This window comes from Amycolatopsis plumensis (assembly GCF_042652605.1).
GTDB classification, from domain to species: Bacteria; Actinomycetota; Actinomycetes; order Mycobacteriales; family Pseudonocardiaceae; genus Amycolatopsis; species Amycolatopsis plumensis.
Map to the genome: position 1 here is coordinate 9,133,014 of NZ_JBHSJY010000001.1, position 17,404 is coordinate 9,150,417.

Consider the following 17,404-nt stretch of genomic DNA (forward strand, 5'->3'; position numbering starts at 1 on the left):
CGGCACGGGTGAGTCCGGCGCGCCTGGTCCCGCTTTCGTTACTTACCGGGCCACGCGGAGATCGGGTTGCCCAGCCAGCGCGTGTCGGCAGGCACCTCGTCGCCGCGGGTCACCAGCGAGCCCGGGCCGACCGTCGTGCGCGCGCCGATGCCCGCGCCCGGCAGCACGATCCCGTGCGGGCCGAGCGTCGCGCCCTCGCCGAGGGTCACCCGGGACATGCTCATGATCCGGTCGTGGAACAGGTGCGTCTGCACGACGCAGCCGCGGTTGATCGTCGCGCCGTCGCCGAGGGAGACGAGGTCGGCCTCGGGCAGCCAGTACGTCTCCAGCCAGACCCCGCGGCCGATCTTGACGCCCATCGTGCGCAGCCACGCGGTCAGCAACGGGGTACCGCCGACCGAGCCGATCAGCCACGGCACCGCGAAGGCCTCGACGAAGGTGTCGGCCAGCTCGTTGCGCCAGACGAAGGAGCTCCACAGCGGGTGGTCGACCTCGCGGAACTTGCCGACCAGCAGCCACTTCATCACCGTCGCCGTCAGCGCCGCGACGATCCCGGCGGCCAGCAGGGCGGGCCCGGCCAGCAGCGCGGCGACGCCGAAACCGAACGCCGAAGCCGTCCACAGCAGGGCGAAGGCGACCACGACGGTCAGCGCGACGCCGCACATGACCGGGATGATCCGGCACAGCTCGACCAGCGCCCGCGCCGCCTTGAGGTGCAGCGCCGGGGTGTAGGTGCGGCTCGTGTCGGCCTCGCCGACCGCGCGGCGGACCGGCAGCGGCGGCATCCCGAGGTACGACGAGCCTTTCTTCGCCTTCAGCGGCGTCGACGACAGGACGCCGACCAGGCCGCGCTTGGGCACCGAGCGGCCGGGCGCGGTCATCCCGGAGTTGCCGAGGAAGGCCTGCTTGCCGATCCGCGCCGGGGCGACGTGCAGCCAGCCGTGGTTGAGCTCGTAGGTGGCGACCATCGTGTCGTCGGCCAGGAACGCGCCGCTGTCGACCTTGGTCATCTTCGGCAGCGCGAGCACGGTCGACGCCTCGACGTTGCGGCCGACCTTCGCGCCGAGCAGCCGCAGCCACACCGGCGTGAACAGGCTGGCGTACAGCGGGAACAGGCCTTCGCGGGCCATGCTCATCAGGCGCTCGGTAGCCCACACCTGCCAGGCGACGCGGCCGTGCACCGGGTGGTAGCCCTCGACCATGCCGATGCTCAAGCACCGGACGCCGACGAGCACGAGCAGCATGTACGCGCCGAAGTAGGCCACGGTCGCGACCGGCACGAAGATCATCGCGCGGGTGAAGGCGTCCGACAGCGTCGTCGCGCCGGAGATCGCGCCGCCGAGCACCGCGACGCCCGCCAGCGCCGCGATCCCGGGCAGGAAACCGAGGACCAGCGAGGTCGCGCCGTAGACGGCGGCCCAGAAGTGCGAGCGCGGCGGACGGCTCGACGGCCACTTCAGCGCGTCCCGCTCGTCCTTCGCGACGCGGGCGGCGGGCGAACCGGCCCAGCGCTGCCCGGCCGGGACGGCGCCGCGGACGGTCGACCCGGCCGCGATCTCCGCGCCCTTGCCGATGCGGGCACCCGGGAACAGCGTGCTGCGGGCGCCGACGCGGGCTTCCGCGCCGACGCGGACCTTGCCGATGTGCACGACGTCGCCGTCGACCCAGTGGCCGGACAGGTCGACCTCGGGCTCGATCGCGGCGCCGCGGCCCAGCTTGAGGAAGCCGGTGACCGGCGGCGGCGAGTGCAGGTCGACGTCCTTGCCGATCCGCGCGCCGAGCGCCTTCGCGTACGTCGTCATCCAGTTCGCGCCCGCGACGCTGTCCGCGCCGGAGAACTCGGCGAGCTTCTCGGCCGTCCACAGTCGCAAGTGGACACTGCCGCCGCGCGGGTAGGTGCCGGGGCGGACCCCGGACAGCAGCACGCGAGCGCCGCCGGCGGCGATGGCGATCCGGCCCGCCGGGCTGAAGAGCACCACCCAGGCCAGGCCGATCCACGCCCAGTTCAGCGTCGGCGCCCAGGCGAACCCGAGCAGGGCCAGGACGTTCGACAGCGCGGCGGATAGGGTCGCCCAGCGCAGGCCGACCAGGCCCATCAGCGGGACCATCAGCAGTGTCTGGACGACTCCGGCGCGGCGCTTGGTCGGCGCGATGTCCCGGCGTTCGGTGGCCTGGCCGCTCAGCGCGTCCAGCATCGCGGCGAGCGCGCCCAGCTTGGGGTGGGCGTAGATGTCGGCGACCGACACCTGCGGGTGCCGGGTACGGATGCGGGCCACCACCTGGGCGGCGGTCAGGCTGCCGCCGCCGTGGGTGAAGAAGTCCGCCTTCGGGCTGTCGACCGAAACACCGAGGATCTCGGCCCAGCCTTCGGCGAGCCACGTCTCGGTCGGGGTCAGCCCCGAAGCCTCCACTGTGGACAGCGGCCACGGGAGGGCGTTGCGGTCGACCTTGCCGGACGTGCGGGTCGGCAGGTCGTCGACCACGGCGAGCAGCGGGACCAGCGCGGCGGGCAGGTGCTCACGCAGGCGCGTGGCAGCCTGGTCGTGGTCGAAGCTGTCGTCCGCGGGCACGACGTACCCGACGAGGACCTGGTTGCCGGCCTTGGTGCGGCGGATCGCGGCGGCCGCGCCCTGCACGCCGGGGAGGGCCTGCAGCGCGGCGTCGACCTCGCCCAGCTCGATGCGGCGGCCACCGAGCTTGACCTGCTCGTCGAGGCGGCCGAGGAACAGCAGGCCTTCTTCTTCGGCGCGGACCATGTCGCCCGAGCGGTACGCGCGCTGCCAGCCCAGCGACGGCAGCGGCGCGAACTTCTCGGCGTCCTTGGCCGCGTCGAGGTAGCGGGCCAAGCCGACGCCGCCGATGACCAGCTCGCCGGTCTCGCCCATGGCGACCGGCTCGCCCTCGTCGTTGACCACGGCGAGCTGCCAGCCGGCGAGCGGGAGGCCGATGCGGACCGGGCCGTCGCCGGTCAGCTGCGCGGCGCAGGCGACGACGGTGGCCTCGGTCGGGCCGTAGGTGTTCCAGACTTCGCGGCCTTCGACGGCGACGCGCTCGGCCAGCTCCGGCGGGCAGGCCTCGCCGCCGAAGATGAGCAGGCGGACGTCTTCGAGGGCGTCGGCGGGCCACAGCGCGGCCAGCGTCGGCACGGTCGAGACGACGGTGATGCGCTGCGCGACCAGCCACGGGCCGAGGTCGACGCCGGTGCGGACCAGCGCGCGGGGCGCCGGGACCAGGCAGGCGCCGTGGCGCCAGGCCAGCCACATCTCTTCGCAGGAGGCGTCGAAGGCGACGCTAAGGCCGGCCAGGACGCGGTCGCCGGGGCCGATCGGCTCGTCGGTGAGGAAGAGCTCGGCCTCGGCGTCGACGAAGGCGGCAGCGCTCGCGTGGGTGACCGCGACGCCCTTGGGCTTGCCGGTGGAGCCGGAGGTGAAGATGATCCACGCGTCGTCGGCCGGGCCGGGACGGCCTTCGCGGCCACCCGGGGTGCTGTGGACGTTGATCTTGCCGTCGGTGGCGACCGCCGCGACCTGGGCTTCTTCGAAGACCAGCTCGGCGCGCTCGTCCGGGTCGTCGGCGTCGACCGGCACATACGCGGCGCCGACGGAGAGGGTGGCGAGGATGGCGATGTACAGCTCGGCGGTGCCGGAGGAGATCCGGATGCCGACGCGGTCGCCGAGGCCGACGCCGTAGCTCTTGAGCCGGCGCCCGTAGGCGTCGATTTCCTCGAGGAGCCGGCGGTAGGTCAGGGTGGTGGTGCCGTCGTCGATCGCGGCGGCGTTCGGGTGCCGCTCGGCGGTGGCGGAGAGCACGTCGAGGAGGGTGCGCTCACCGGCGCCGGGGCCGGACCGGAACAGCGCCCGGTCGGCGAGCGTGACCTCGGGGGTGGCACCGGTGGGTTCGATCGTGACGGTCATCGGGCGTTCACCTCGACCGTGCTGAAGACGTGCAGGGACGAACCATGGGCGCGCAAGCCCACCACTCACCTCTCGGGAGCCTCAACCGGGCTTGCTCTCCGATTGAGGCGCCCGCAACGACCTTCCACCATACCTACGGATCACCAAAAGGTATCCCCAGGGTCACGCCCAAGTGTCGGACCTCACGATCACCAGGGGCATCACCCGTGACTGACGAGGCATCACGCGTGATTGGGCAGGCATCATGCGTGACTGGAGGGGCATCGAGAGTGATGCCCCTCCAATCACGCGTGATGCCCCTGGAAACACACGTGATGCCCGTCGCGTCACCGGGTTCGAGCGGCTTTTCCGCCGACCTTGGGCTTCGCCTTCTTTTCGCGGACGCGGACATTCACCCGGACGGGGCTGCCGGTGAAGCCGAACTGCTCGCGGAACTTGCGCTCGATGAACCGGCGGTAGCCCGCCTCGAGGAAGCCGGTGGTGAACAGGACCAGCGTCGGCGGGCGGATGCCGGCCTGGGTCGCGAACAGGACCTTCGGCTGCTTGCCCGAGCGGACCGGCGGCGGGGTGGCCGCGATCAGGTCGGACAGCCACGCGTTGAGCTGGCCGGTCGGCACCCGCTGGTCCCACGACTTCAGCGCGGTCCGCAGGGCCGGCGCGAGCTTGCGCACCGAACGGCCGGTCAGCGCCGAGATGTTGACCTTCTCCGCCCAGGGCACGCGGACCAGGCCGCGCTCCAGCTCGCGGACCATCGCGTGGCGGCGGTCCTCGTCGACCAGGTCCCACTTGTTGAACGCCAGCACGCAGGCCCGGCCGGCCTCGACGACCATGGTCAGCACCCGCAGGTCCTGCTCCGACAGCGGCTCGGCCGCGTCCAGCAGCACGATCGCGACCTCGGCCGCGTCGATCGCGGTCTTGGTGCGCAGCGACGCGTAGTACTCGGCACCGGCGGCGAAGTTGACGCGCTTGCGCAGGCCCGCCGTGTCCACGAACCGCCAGGTCTCGCCGTCCAGCTCGACCAGCGAGTCGACCGGGTCGACCGTGGTGCCCGCGACCGAGTCGACGACCGAGCGCTCCTCGCCGGACAGCTTGTTCAGCAGGCTCGACTTGCCGACGTTCGGCTTGCCGACCAGCGCGACGCGCCGCGGCCCCGACGTCACCGGGCCGCCTTCGCGCGGCGACTCGGGGAGGGCCTCGAGGATGGCGTCGAGCAGGTCGCCGGAGCTGCGGCCGTGCAGCGCGCTGACCGGGTGGGGCTCGCCGAGGCCGAGCGACCACAGCGACGCGGTGTCGGCGAGCAGCCGGTCGTCGTCGACCTTGTTCGCGGCCAGCAGCACCGGCTTCTTCGAGCGGCGCAGCACCTTGGAGACGGCCTCGTCGGTCGCCGTCGCGCCGACCGAGGCGTCGATCACCAGCAGCACCGCGTCCGCGGTCTGCATGGCCAGCTCGGCCTGCGCGGCGACGGAGGCCTGCAGCCCGGTGGCGTCCGGCTCCCAGCCGCCGGTGTCGACCAGGGTGAACTTGCGCCCGCCCCAGTAGGCGTCGTAGGCGACGCGGTCGCGGGTGACGCCCGGCACGTCCTGCACGACGGCTTCGCGCCGGCCGAGGATGCGGTTGACCAGCGTCGACTTGCCCACGTTGGGCCGGCCGACGACGGCGAGCACCGGCTGCCCGAGCGCGGCCTCCTCGGCCGCTTCCGCCGCCTCGATCTGCGCGTCGAGCGCGGCGAATTCGGTCTCATCGGACCAGGTGCCGTCGACTTCGCCGACGCCGTCAAACTCTTCCATCACTACCCGATTCCCTTATACCGCGCCGAATCCGTGTTCGGCACGCCAGTCGTCCAAAGTCTTCACGAGCGCCGCGAGCTCACCGCGCAGCTCTTCGGTTCCCTGGTCGAGCCCGGTTTTCCCGGGGCCGACCTTCGGCGAGAACGGCTCCCCCACGAGGATGTCCACGCGCGGGCGCCAGCGCCTCCTGCCGTCCGCCGGCTTGAGCGTGCCCCGCGTCGCGACCGGGAGCACGGTCGCGCCGGAGGCCCGGACCAGCCAGGCCGCGCCGCGTTCGGCCGCGCCGACGTCCCCGGTACCGCGGGTGCCCTCGGGGAAGATCCCGACGACTCCGCCGTCTTTCAGGACGCCGACCGCGGTCATCAGCGGTTTGCGGTCGATCTCGCCGCGCTTGAGCGGGATCTGCCCGATCGCCAGCATGAACTTGCCGACGATCCCGCCGAACATCTCGGCCTTGACCAGGAACGCCGAACGCCGCGGAAGCATTCCGAAGATCAGCTGCGGCTCGATCATGGAGCTGTGGTTGGCGATCACGAGCAGCGGCCCGGTGGGGGGGACGCGCTCGCGGCCGTGCACCCGGATGCGGAAGGCCGAGCGCAGATAGTACCGGGCGAAGACCCGCCCGGCGTCGTGGAGTGTGCCGACGGATCCCTCGGGGAGTCCGTCACCGCTCATCGAGCGACCTCGGCGTTGCAGCCTTCGAGGATGCCGCGGTGGCTGGCCAGCTCGCTGAGGGCGACGATCACCTGGTCGATCGACAGCTCGGAGGTGTCGACGTGCACGGCGTCGTCGGCCGCGCGCAGCGGCGAGGCGGCGCGGGTCGAGTCGAGGCGATCGCGACGCTCGACCGAGGCCAGCGCGTCGGCGACCGACGACTGCCGCCCGGCCGCGGTGTCCTGGGTGCTGCGGCGCGACGCGCGGACGTCGGCCGAGGCGGTCAGGAAGACCTTGAGCGGCGAGTCCGGCGTGACGACGGTGCCGATGTCCCGGCCCTCGACGACGATCCCGCCGCGGTGCGCCACGACCTCGTCGATGATCCGCCGCTGCCGCGCGACCAGCAGCTCACGCACGTGCGGCACGGCCGAGACGGGCGAGACGGCCTTGGTGACCTCGGGCCCGCGGATGTCGGCGGCGACGTCCTCGCCGGCCAGGCGGATCTCGGGCCGGTCGGGGCTGGTGCCGATGCTGAACTCGGCACGGTCGGCGACGGCGGCGACGGCGCTCGCGTCGGCCGGGTCGACGCCGGCGCGCAGCACGGCGAGGGTGACCATCCGGTACATGGCACCGGTGTCGAGGTAGCCGGCCCCGAGGCGCTGGGCGAGCTTGCGGGCGACGGTGGTCTTCCCGGTCCCCGACGGGCCGTCCAGCGCGACCACACCACGTAGGGCTCCCCTCACCGGCACTCTCCTCGCGTTCTCGTCTCTCGGTCGGCTCGGGGTCCATTCTGCCGGTCGGGGTGTGGAGGAGATCAGTCGGCCCGCGCGCCGAAGCGCGCCACCACGAGCGCGAGGCGCTCGTCACGGTGCGCCGGGGACAGCCGGTGGCCGCGGTCCAGGGTCACCAGGCCGTGCAGGGCGCTCCAGAACACCTCGGTCAGCGGGCCGGGGTCCTGCTTGCCCGCCACCGGCTCGATGACCGCGAGCAGCTCCGCGAAGTTCGCCTTCATCACCTCCGGGGTGTCGTCTCGGGCGAACGGCAGCTCCGAGGCCAGCGTGAACATCGCGTCGTACAACGCGGGCTTGGCCTCGGCGAACTCGACGTAAGCGCGGACGACACCCGCGAGGCCGCCGTCGCGGGCCTCCGCCAGCACCGCGGCCAGCTCGGCGAAGCCCTCCAGCGCGGCCGCAGCCATGATCGCGTCCTTGCCGCCCGGGAAGTGGCTGTAGAGCACCGGCTGGCTGTATTCGATCAGCGCCGCGAGCTTCCGGGTGGTGACCGCGTCCCAGCCCTCCGCCTCGGCGAGCTCCCGGGCCGCGGCGACGATCCGCTGCCCGCGTTCGGTCCGGTCGCGCACACGCCGTTGTCGCTGGGTCATACGTCACATGCTAGCACTGCTAGACAAACTAGCGCCGCTAGATTAGCGTTGCTAGCAATCCTAGCGATGCTAGAAAACTGGAGGGAACACCATGCTCGTCACCGGCTACGTCCTCACCGCGATCGTCGCGCTCGGCATCATCTACATCGGCCTCAACTACCTCTTCGCCCCGAAGAAGATCGCCGCGGGCTTCGGCTTCAACGAGGTTCCCGAGAACGCGGAGACCTTCCTCAATGTCAAAGGCGGTCGCGACATCGGGGCCGGCCTGATCCCGCTGGCCCTGATGATCTACGGCGACGCGCACGCACTGGGCTGGGTCATGCTCACCGCCGCCATCTGGCCGGTCTTCGACATGCTGCTCATCCTGCGCCACCGGGGGAAGAAGGCCATCGCCTTCGGCGTCCACGGCGTGACGGCCGCCGTGATGGTCGTCGCCGCCCTGCTCCTGCTGCTCGGCTGAACCCCGCGAATCGGACACCTGGGTTACGGTGGTTGGGTGAACGTCGAAGTAACTCCCCTGCCCGGCATCGGGGTCCGCAAGGACTTCGCCACCCGTACCGGCCGCCGCATCGGCGTCGTCACCCAGCGGGACGGCCACATCGAGCTGATCGTGTCCAAATCGGACGATCCGGATGCCTGCGCCGCCTCGATCCCGCTCACCGCGGACGAGGCGGGCGCACTGGCCAACCTGCTCGGCGCGCCGCAGCTGGTCGCGCAGCTGACGGAGGAGCACCGCGACCTGCCGGGGATCCACACCCGCCAGCTGCCGATCCAGCCGTCCGGCCCGTTCGACGGCCGGACGCTCGGCGACACCGCGATGCGCACCCGCACCAGCGTCTCGGTGGTCGCGGTGGCGCGGGCCGGCCAGGTGCACCCCTCGCCGACGCCGGACTTCACGTTCACCGGGGGCGACCTGCTGGTCGCGGTCGGCACGAGCGAGGGTCTCGAAGCCGCCGCCAAGATCCTCAAGTACGGCTGAGCGGCCGATGGACCACACCGCGCTGTCCCTGATCGAACTGGGGGCGGTCTTCTTCGTGCTGGGCGCGCTCGGGCGCCGGGCCGGCAAGATCGGCCTCTCCCCCATCCCGCTCTACCTGCTCGGCGGCCTGTGCTTCGGCTCCGGCGGCCTGATCCCGCTGACCGACATCGGCGGGTTCACGCACCTGGCCGGCGAAATCGGCGTCGTGCTGCTGCTGTTGCTGCTCGGCCTCGAGTATTCGGCGGCCGAGCTGTTCACCGGGCTGCGCCGGTCCTGGACGGCCGGCCTGCTCGACATCGTCCTCAACGCGGCGCCCGGCGCGGCCGTCGCGCTGCTGCTGGGCTGGGGCCCGGTCGGCGCGATGGTGATGGCGGGCGTCACGTACATCTCGTCGTCCGGGATCGTCGCGAAGGTGCTCGGCGACCTCGGCCGGCTGGGCAACCGCGAGACGCCGGTGGTGCTGTCGATCCTCGTGTTCGAGGACCTCGCGATGGCGCTCTACCTGCCGATCCTCACCGCGGTGCTGGGCGGGGTCTCCCTGCTCGGCGGCCTGGAAGCCGTCGGCATCTCGCTGCTGGTGATCACCGTGGTGCTGGTGGTCGCGCTCAAGTTCGGCCGGTACGTCTCGGCGGCCGTCGACAGCCCGGACCGCGAGGTGTTCCTGCTCAAGGTCCTCGGCGCGGCCCTGCTGGTGGCCGGGCTGGCCTCGGCGATGCAGGTGTCGGCGGCGGTCGGCGCGTTCCTGCTCGGCATCGCGATCTCGGGTTCGACGGCGGAGAACGCGACCCGCATGCTCGAGCCGTTGCGCGACCTGTTCGCCGCGGTGTTCTTCGTCGTCTTCGGGCTCAACACGAACCCGGCCTCGATCCCGCCGGTGCTCGGCTGGGCGATCGTGCTGGCGGTGGTGACGACGCTGACGAAGGTCGCCACCGGCTGGTGGGCGGCGCGCCGCCAGGGCATCGGCAAGATGGGCCGCGCCCGAGCCGGCGCGGCCCTGGTCGCGCGCGGCGAGTTCTCGATTGTGATCGCGGGACTGGCGGTGACGGCGGGCGCGGTGGACGGCGAACTGGCGGCACTGGCGACGGCGTACGTCCTGCTGATGGCGATCCTCGGCCCGACGGCGGCCCGCGTCGTCGAGCCGATCGTCCGCGCCCTGCAACGGAGAACGGCCACCAAGACCGCCCCGGTGGAAGCGAACTAGCGCAGGTCCGCCCGGCCCGCCGACGGCACGTGCTCGCCGCCGGTGACGGCCGGGTGGGTCGTCGCCGCGGGCGGGATGCCCAGCAGCGGGACCGCGGCCGAGGTCCGGGCCAGGTCCAGCGTCACCCGGCCCGGCTGGGCGGGTCCGCGGATGAAGCTGCCGTCCGTGCCGCCGATGATCAGCGCCAGTGCGTGGCCGCGGGGCACGATGTGGTCCGTCGACGCCAGCCGGAACGTCATCGTGTAGGCCGTGCCCGGCAGGAGCGGGCGTTCCTGGGACAGGGACGCGTAGTTCGCCAGGTCCGCCCAGCCGCGGCTGAGGATCGTGTAGTTCACCTTCTTCACGTCGGCCGAGGCGATCCGGTAGCAGGCGTCGTCACCGGCGGACGACGAGCCCCAGCAGTTCTCCGACGTCCCCGTCTTGATCCCCTCGCCGCTGCCGGCGAAGTTGCGGATCGTGGCCGGGCCGAGGTCCACGAGCAGGGCCGAAAGCCGGGCGGACGACGTGCTCGGCGTGGCCGTCACGGTCACCGAAGTGGTGCCGGAGACCTGCAGGTCCGAGGTCAGTGTCCCGGTCGAGTACGTCAGCGCGGCGCTGCCCGGGTTCGTCACCCAGGTGTCCTCGCCGACGCTCGGGTTGTCGGTGAACGACGCCGTGCCCGAGGCCGCCGACGTGCCGAGCGTGCCGGACGGGTGCGGCCGCAGGACCGTCGCCACCGCACCGGCCGCCGGGTACGCGCTCTGGTCCGCCCACTGGTCCGGCTGCCGCTCGACGCTGGCCTGCGGCCCGTTCTGGACGCCGTTGTCGATCTCGAGCAGGTAGTGGTCGAACCACCGGTGCAGCAGGTCGACCCAGTCCGCGCGCCGGTAGTCGAACGGGTCGACGTGCCCGGTCTGCGCCAGCCAGATCTTCTTCTCGACGTTCAGCCCGGCCCACCACTGTCCGAAGTGGATGGTCTTGACGTTGAGGTCGTTGACGCCGTGGGACAGCAGCACGCTGGCCCGCACGTTGGCCGCGTTCCGCACGTAGTCCCGGTCCGCCCAGAGCGGCCCGTAGTCGCCGTTCGCGGTGGCGCCGGAGGCCAGGACCTGGTTCTGCGCCGCGCAGTTCTGCCCGCTGTTGCGGGCCTCGACCGTGCGCGCGAGCCCGTCCGGGTTGAAGCCGAAGGTCGCGCCGTCCGAGCGGTAATAGTCGTACCAGGAGCTGATCGCCGAGATCGGGACGATGGTCTTGAGGCCCGCGACCCCGGTCGCCGCGACGCCGTTGGCGATCGTGCCGTCGTAGGACTTGCCGATCATCCCGACGTTCCCGGTGGTCCACTCCGCGGTCACCGCGCTGCCGCCGGTCTTCGCGCTGTAGCCGGTCGCGCGGCCGTTCAGCCAGTCGACGACCCTGCGCGCCGAGCCGACGTCCGAGGCGCCACCGACGTCCGCGCAGCCGGCCGACCGGTTCGTCCCGGCCAGGTCGACCAGCACCACGGCGTAGCCGCGCGGCACGAAGTAATTGTCGTAGAACAGCGGGAACTTCACCGGTTTCCCGGCGCTGTCGTAGGACTTCAGCTCGCTTTCGTTGCCGCGCCCGCAGCACGAGTAGTACGGGCTGGCGTCCATGATCACCGGAACGCGTGACGTCGCATCACCCGGCCGGATGATGTCGGCGGCAACGCGGTCGGAGCGCCCGTCGCCGTCGCCGTCGCGGCCGATGTCGACCCAGACGGTTTCGCGGATCGCCTTCGCGTAGTCGTAGATCGGTTCGCTCCCCTGCGCGGCCGCGGCGGCGGGGACCACCGCACCGGACAGGAGCACCGCGAGGATCCCGCTCACCACTCCGAGTCGCATACCCGTCACGCTAGCGACTCGGCACACCGGCTCACCACGGCGGAAAGTCGGGCGTGCGGAGGGTGGCCGCGGCTCAGAGCTCGACGTTGCGGTAAAGCGCGCCGACCTCGGTCTTCGTCAGCCGCCGGATCGAGCCGACGCGCTGGTTGCCCAGCTGGACGTCGCCGACCGCGGTGCGGACCAGCTTCAGCACCGGGTGCCCGGTGTCCTTGAGCAGGCGGCGCACGATGTGCTTCTTGCCCTCGTGGATGACCAGTTCCACCAGCGACTTGCCGGAGTGCATGTCCTTCACGCGGAACTGGTCGACCTTGACGATGCCGTCCGGCAGCTCCCAGCCCTTGCGCAGCTCCTTGCCGAGCCCGCGCGGCACGAGGCCGTCGACCTCGGCGAGGTAGGTCTTGAGCACTCGGTAGGACGGGTGCATCAGCCGGTGCCCGAGGTCGCCGTCGTTGGTCAGCAGCAGCAGGCCCTCGGTGTTCTCGTCGAGCCGTCCGACGTGTACGACCCCAGGCGTCTCCTCGTAGCGGCCGCGCAGGTAGTCGCCGACGCAGGGGCGGCCGCGGTCGTCCGACATGGTCGAGTGCACGCCCTTGGGCTTGTTCAGGGCGAGGTAGATCAGGTCGTCGCGCAGGTTCACCCGGGTGCCGTCGACGTGGATGATCGCCTCGTCGGGGTGGACGCGGCGACCCAGCTCGGTGACGACCTCGCCGTCCACCTCCACCCGGCCGGCCGCGATCAGGTCTTCCGCCGCCCGCCGGGAGGCGACCCCGGCCTGCGACAGCACCTTCTGCAGGCGGATGCCGTCGGGGTGTTCACTGGATGTCATCGATGGTGTCCACTTCGGGTAGCAGCGGAGCGATCGGGGGCAGGTCGTTCAGTGACGACAGCCCCAGTCGCTCCAGGAACAGCTCGGTCGTCACGTACAGCGTGCCGGTCGTCTCGGGATCGGTCCCCATCTCCTCGATGAGGCCGCGCGCGAGCAGCGTCCGGATCACGCCGTCCACGTTCACGCCGCGCACCGCGGCCACCCGCGCGCGGGTCACCGGCTGCCGGTACGCGATCACGGCGAGGCTCTCCAGCGCGGCCCTGGTCAGCTTCGACCGCTGGCCGTCCAGCAGGAGCTTCTCCACGAACGGGGCGTAGACGTCCCTAGTGTAGAACCGCCACCCTTCGCCGACGCGCCGCAGGTCGATCCCGGACGCCCGGTCGGTGAACTTCTGCGCCATGGTGCGCAGGGCGACGACGATCCGCGACTTGGGCTGGCCGAGGGTCTCGGCGAGCAGTTCTTCGCCGGCGGGCGAGTCGACGATGAGCAGAAGCGCCTCGAGAGCGGCTTCGAGGGCCTCGTCGGAGGTGACGTCCGGCATGGAGTCGGAGTCACCGGCGGCGACCAGATCGGACTCGGGATCCTCCGGCCCCGGCTCGGGCTCGGGCTCGGCAGGCGCCTCCGGCTCCGAAGACGGGGCACTTTCACGTGAAAGTGCCCCCTCGGGCTCGGGCTCGGGCTCCGGGGGTGCTTGCCCGACCAACGGCTCCACCGGGTCGCCGTCCTCGGTCACCGGCTCGCCGGACAGCGCCTCCTCCAGCGCCAGCTCCGCCGCGGCCTCCGCCGGCTCGCCCACCGGCGGTTCCGGCGGCTCGGGCGGGGACACCTGCTCGTTGCTCACCCGTACTCCTCTTCGTCTCCGAACGCGCGGTCCAGCTCGGCCGCCGCGGAGGCTTCTTCCTTCGAGCCGCCCGTCCAGCGGACGTGCAGCTCGGCCAGCGCCTCGCTCTGCTCGAACTGGACCGTCGCCTCACGGTAGAGCTCCAGCAGCGCCAGGAAGCGCGCCACGATCTCCACCGTGTGCTCGCAGTCGTCGACCAGCTCGCCGAACGTCGCCTGGCCGCGTTCGGCCAGCATCACCCGCAGGATCGCCGCGTGCTCGCGCACCGAAATGCGGCCCATGTGGATGTGGGCGATCGACACCGTCGGCGGCGGCTTCGGGCGGAACACCGCCACCGCGATGTCGGCGAACTTCTGCGGCGTCACGCCCAGCATCACCTCGGGCAGCAGCCCGACGAACCGCTCCTCCAGCGCCACCGACCGCGGGTAGCGCCGCAGGGCGTTCTGCTCCAGCTCACCGAACAGCGCCGCCACCTGCTTGTACGCGCGGTACTGCAGGATCCGCGCGAACAGCAGGTCGCGGGCTTCGAGCAGCGCGAGGTCGTCTTCGCTCTCCACCTCGGCCGAGGGCAGCAGCCGGGCCGCCTTCAGGTCCAGCAGCGTGGCCGCGATGACCAGGAACTCCGTCGTCTCGTCGAGGTTCCAGTCGGTGCCCAGCGCACGCGTGTAGGCGATGAAGTCGTCGGTGACCTGGTGCAGCGCCACTTCGGTGACGTCGAGCTGGTGCTGCGAGATCAGCTGCAGCAGCAGGTCGAACGGCCCTTCGAAGTTGGCCAGCCGCACCTTGAACTTCGACGTGCTCAGTTCTTCGGTGTTGACGCCTTCGGGGATCATCCCGCCGTGCACCGTCTGGTGCTCTTCGGGTACCTGTTCCTCCGGAGCCGGTGCCGGCTCGTCCATCAGCCCTCGGTTTCGCCGCCGTCTGAGCCGACCACCCGCAGCCGCTGCACCAGCACCGATTCCTCGCCGTTCTGGTCGAAGTCGGCCAGCAGCACCGCGACGGCCTCGCGGACCAGCCGGCCGCGGTCGACGACCAGGTCGTGCTTCGCGCGCAGCGTCAACCGGGCCTGCTCCATGGCGACGAGCTCGTCGCCGGAGACGTACACGGTGATCTTGGCGTCGTGCTTGGTCCGGCCCGAGCCGTGCGGGGCCGCGCTGCGGGCGAGCTGGTCCGCGCGGCCGTTGCCCGAGGGCTTGGGCTTCGCGGCGGGCTCGACGGGCTCGGCGGGTGCCTGGGGAGGGAGATCGAGGGCGGGACTGGAGGTGATCCTGAACAGTTCCGACGCTCCCGGCAGGGAGGCGCGCCTGCTCACCGAGCGATCACCTCGCGGGCCAGCTGGCGGTACGCCGCCGCGCCGGCCGACTTGGGCGCCCAGGTCGTGATCGGCTCACCCGCGACCGTCGTCTCGGGGAACCGCACGGTGCGGTTGATGACCGTGTCGAACACGGTCTCGCCGAATGCCTCCACCACGCGAGCCATGACCTCCTTCGAATGCAGGGTTCTCGGGTCGTACATGGTGGCGAGAATCCCGACTATGTCCAGTTTGGGGTTGAGGCGTTCCTGCACCTTCTCGATGGTGTCGATCAGGAGGGCGACGCCTCGCAGACTGAAGAACTCGCACTCCAGCGGGATGATCACGCCGTCCGCGGCGGTCAGCGCGTTCACCGTGAGCAAGCCGAGCGAGGGCTGGCAGTCGACAAGAACATAGTCGTAGTCGTTCATGACCGGACGAAGGACCCGTAACAACGTGTGCTCGCGCCCTACCTCGGCGACGAGCTGGACCTCCGCGGCGGACAGGTCGATGTTGCTCGGCAGCAGGTCAACGCCGTCCACGCGGGTTTTCATCAGCACGTCGGTGGCGCTGACCGAGCGCTCCATGATGGCGTTGTAGACCGTCTGGTCCAGTTCGTGCGGCTGGATGCCGAGGCCGACCGCGAGCGCGCCCTGCGGGTCGAAGTCGACGAGCAGCACCTTGCGCCCGTACTCGGCGAGCGCGGCACCCAGGTTGATGGTCGACGTCGTCTTGCCGACGCCGCCCTTCTGGTTGCACATCGCCATGATCTTGGCCGGGCCGTGCTTGTCCAGCGGCGCCGGGTCGGGGTGCTCGCGGATCGGGCGGCCGGTCGGCCCGATGCCCTCGAGCTTCACCTTCTTGCCGTTGCGCTCCTGCGGCTCGTCGCCGTCGTGGAGTTCCGGCGTCGCGATCTTGACGTCGTTGAGGTTCGCCGCCGCCGACCCGGCGGACTCGGCCGGGAGGGCCGGCTGGTTCGGTGTCGACATGGCGAGAAGGCTCCTTGTTCGTCGCGTCCGCCGCAGCCTATGTCCGGAGTCCGAGCCCCGGCAAAGCAACGCGCCGGACTCGACGGGGCAATGTCACTCGACCGTCGGTGCAGGCTGGCAAGGCCCTTAGCCGTTTCTAGGGCCGTCTAGCCCAACGCGCGCGGGTGCGCCGTCGCGTAGACCTCGCGCAGGGTGTTGACCGTGACCAGCGTGTACACCTGGGTCGTCGTCACCGAGGCGTGGCCGAGAAGTTCCTGGACGACCCGGACGTCGGCGCCGCCTTCGAGCAGGTGCGTGGCGAAGGAGTGGCGGAGCGTGTGCGGCGACACCGCGGCCGTGATCCCCGCCCGTTCGGCGGTGTCCTTGAGGACCTGCCACGCGCTCTGCCGCGACAGCCGGCTGCCGCGGGCGTTGAGGAACAGCGCCGCCGTGCCGCGGCCGTGGGCGGCGAGCGCCGGGCGGGCGCGGACGGTGTAGGCGTGCAGCGCGGCGAGCGCCGGACGGCCGATCGGCACCAGCCGCTGCTTGCCGCCCTTGCCGTCGAGCAGCACCGTGCGCTCGGCGTCGTCCACGTCGTCGACGTCTAGGCCGACCGCCTCGGAGATCCGGGCACCGGTGGAGTAGAGCAGCTCCAGCAGCGCCCGGTCGCGCAGCGGGCGCTCGCCGTCCGGCGGCGGGGTCTCCAGCAGCCGCAGCACGTCGTCGACCGGCAGCGCCTTGGGCAGCCGCTTGGCCGGGGTCGGCGGCCGGACTTCGCGGGCCGGGTTGTGCTCGGTGAGGCCCTCGGCGTGCGCGAACTTGTGCAGGCCCCGCACGGCGACCAGGGCACGGGCGGCCGACGACGCGGCCAGTGGCTGGTGCACGTCGTCGCCTTCGCGCAGGGCGGCACCGAACGCCGTGACGTGCGCGGAGGTGACGTCGGCGATCTTCGCGACGCCGAGGCCGTCGAGGTGCGCGGCGTACCGGCGCAGGTCGCGGGCGTAGCTGTCCAGGGTGTTGCGCGCGGTCCCGCGTTCGACGACCAGGTGGTCGAGGTACGCGGCGATCACGCCATCGGTGCTGCCCGGGGCTGCCACGCCGTCACCTTAGGCCGCCGAGCGCTCGTGACCCGGGAGAAACCCCGTTCGGTTACCTTGGATCCATGGGGTCCGAGGAGCTGCGCATCGGCACGGCCGAGCGCGAAGAGGCGGCGAGGTTGCTCGCCGACCACTTCGGCATGGGCCGCATCACCCCGGACGAGTACGAGACGAGGGTGGCCGACGCCTACGCGGCGGCGACGCTGGGCGACCTGCGACCGCTGTTCCGCGACCTGCCGCCGCCGCACCCGGGGTTCTTCGGGCCGCCGTCGGCGCCGTTCTACGCGCAGCCCACCGCGCAGCTGCCGGTGCACGGGCCGGACCCGTACGCGCCACCACCGGCCCCGGTGCCGTACTCGGTCCCGTACTCCCGCCGGTCCAAGACGGTGGCCGGGGTGCTGCAGATCGTGCTGCCCTTCGGCGTCGGCCGGTTCTACACCGGCCAGGTGGGCCTGGGCCTGCTGCAGCTGTTCGTCTGCGTGATCACCGTCGGCGCCGGCACGGTGTGGCCGTTCATCGACGGCATCGTGCTCCTGGTCAACGGCGGCTCCGACGCCGAAGGCCGCCCCCTGCGCCCCTGACCCTCGCCGGATGCAGTGAATGACTCATTCCTGGCGTCGGACGCCA

The 17,404-nt window shown here is 71.7% G+C and carries 16 protein-coding genes; 4 read left to right on the forward strand and 12 right to left on the reverse strand.

What is annotated here, in order from left to right; translation table 11 throughout:
- Nucleotides 1-38 precede the first annotated feature (38 nt).
- From ACFPLC_RS44015 to ACFPLC_RS44035, 5 genes are all read right to left on the reverse strand, one after another.
- On the reverse strand, nucleotides 39-3,914 hold the full coding sequence (locus tag ACFPLC_RS44015; RefSeq protein WP_378204613.1) for a Pls/PosA family non-ribosomal peptide synthetase: 3,876 nt from the start codon (nucleotides 3,912-3,914) through the stop codon (nucleotides 39-41).
- A gap of 326 nt (nucleotides 3,915-4,240) precedes the next feature.
- Nucleotides 4,241-5,701, reverse strand: coding sequence for a ribosome biogenesis GTPase Der (gene der / locus ACFPLC_RS44020; RefSeq protein WP_378204610.1), 1,461 nt, complete (start codon nucleotides 5,699-5,701; stop codon nucleotides 4,241-4,243).
- A gap of 15 nt (nucleotides 5,702-5,716) precedes the next feature.
- Nucleotides 5,717-6,376 carry a lysophospholipid acyltransferase family protein gene (locus ACFPLC_RS44025; protein WP_378204607.1) on the reverse strand — a complete coding sequence of 220 codons (660 nt, stop codon included), beginning with the start codon at nucleotides 6,374-6,376 and terminating at the stop codon, nucleotides 5,717-5,719.
- A complete protein-coding gene (gene cmk, locus ACFPLC_RS44030; protein WP_191316066.1) occupies nucleotides 6,373-7,077 on the reverse strand; it encodes a (d)CMP kinase in 705 nt (234 codons plus the stop codon). The genes ACFPLC_RS44025 and cmk overlap by 4 nt, the downstream gene beginning before the upstream one ends.
- Before the next feature lie 92 nt (nucleotides 7,078-7,169).
- Entirely contained in the window at nucleotides 7,170-7,736 is a 567-nt protein-coding gene (locus ACFPLC_RS44035; RefSeq protein WP_378204604.1) for a TetR/AcrR family transcriptional regulator, read from the reverse strand.
- A 91-nt stretch (nucleotides 7,737-7,827) separates the two neighbouring features.
- Here ACFPLC_RS44035 and ACFPLC_RS44040 point away from each other — a divergent pair, with 91 nt between their 5' ends.
- Genes ACFPLC_RS44040 through ACFPLC_RS44050 form a run of 3 tightly spaced genes read left to right on the forward strand, consistent with a single transcriptional unit; the run spans nucleotide 7,828 to nucleotide 9,916 of the window.
- A complete protein-coding gene (locus ACFPLC_RS44040) occupies nucleotides 7,828-8,196 on the forward strand; it encodes a DUF4267 domain-containing protein (RefSeq protein ID WP_378204601.1) in 369 nt (122 codons plus the stop codon).
- A 36-nt stretch (nucleotides 8,197-8,232) separates the two neighbouring features.
- Nucleotides 8,233-8,715 (forward strand): cation:proton antiporter regulatory subunit, encoded by a 483-nt coding sequence (locus tag ACFPLC_RS44045; RefSeq protein ID WP_378204599.1) that lies wholly within the window; start codon nucleotides 8,233-8,235, stop codon nucleotides 8,713-8,715.
- Nucleotides 8,716-8,722: 7 nt separating this feature from the next.
- A complete protein-coding gene (locus ACFPLC_RS44050; protein ID WP_378204596.1) occupies nucleotides 8,723-9,916 on the forward strand; it encodes a cation:proton antiporter in 1,194 nt (397 codons plus the stop codon).
- Here ACFPLC_RS44050 and ACFPLC_RS44055 read toward each other — a convergent pair.
- The 7 genes from ACFPLC_RS44055 to xerD all read right to left on the reverse strand — a co-directional run bounded on the left by ACFPLC_RS44055 (nucleotide 9,913) and on the right by xerD (nucleotide 16,750).
- On the reverse strand, nucleotides 9,913-11,754 hold the full coding sequence (locus ACFPLC_RS44055; RefSeq protein WP_378204593.1) for a Xaa-Pro dipeptidyl-peptidase: 1,842 nt from the start codon (nucleotides 11,752-11,754) through the stop codon (nucleotides 9,913-9,915). The genes ACFPLC_RS44050 and ACFPLC_RS44055 overlap by 4 nt on opposite strands.
- A gap of 73 nt (nucleotides 11,755-11,827) precedes the next feature.
- Nucleotides 11,828-12,580 carry a pseudouridine synthase gene (locus ACFPLC_RS44060; RefSeq protein ID WP_191316027.1) on the reverse strand — a complete coding sequence of 251 codons (753 nt, stop codon included), beginning with the start codon at nucleotides 12,578-12,580 and terminating at the stop codon, nucleotides 11,828-11,830.
- On the reverse strand, nucleotides 12,567-13,421 hold the full coding sequence (gene scpB / locus ACFPLC_RS44065; RefSeq protein ID WP_378204589.1) for an SMC-Scp complex subunit ScpB: 855 nt from the start codon (nucleotides 13,419-13,421) through the stop codon (nucleotides 12,567-12,569). Before scpB ends, ACFPLC_RS44060 begins: the two co-directional genes overlap by 14 nt.
- On the reverse strand, nucleotides 13,418-14,320 hold the full coding sequence (locus tag ACFPLC_RS44070; RefSeq protein WP_191316026.1) for a segregation and condensation protein A: 903 nt from the start codon (nucleotides 14,318-14,320) through the stop codon (nucleotides 13,418-13,420). The genes scpB and ACFPLC_RS44070 overlap by 4 nt, the downstream gene beginning before the upstream one ends.
- A complete protein-coding gene (locus ACFPLC_RS44075) occupies nucleotides 14,320-14,733 on the reverse strand; it encodes a cobyrinic acid a,c-diamide synthase (RefSeq protein ID WP_378204585.1) in 414 nt (137 codons plus the stop codon). Before ACFPLC_RS44075 ends, ACFPLC_RS44070 begins: the two co-directional genes overlap by 1 nt.
- Entirely contained in the window at nucleotides 14,730-15,701 is a 972-nt protein-coding gene (locus ACFPLC_RS44080; protein WP_191316024.1) for a ParA family protein, read from the reverse strand. Before ACFPLC_RS44080 ends, ACFPLC_RS44075 begins: the two co-directional genes overlap by 4 nt.
- A 146-nt stretch (nucleotides 15,702-15,847) precedes the next feature.
- Nucleotides 15,848-16,750 (reverse strand): site-specific tyrosine recombinase XerD, encoded by a 903-nt coding sequence (gene xerD, locus ACFPLC_RS44085; RefSeq protein WP_378204686.1) that lies wholly within the window; start codon nucleotides 16,748-16,750, stop codon nucleotides 15,848-15,850.
- 92 nt (nucleotides 16,751-16,842) lie between these two features.
- Here xerD and ACFPLC_RS44090 point away from each other — a divergent pair, with 92 nt between their 5' ends.
- Entirely contained in the window at nucleotides 16,843-17,358 is a 516-nt protein-coding gene (locus tag ACFPLC_RS44090) for a DUF1707 domain-containing protein (protein ID WP_378204582.1), read from the forward strand.
- Nucleotides 17,359-17,404: the final 46 nt, after the last annotated feature.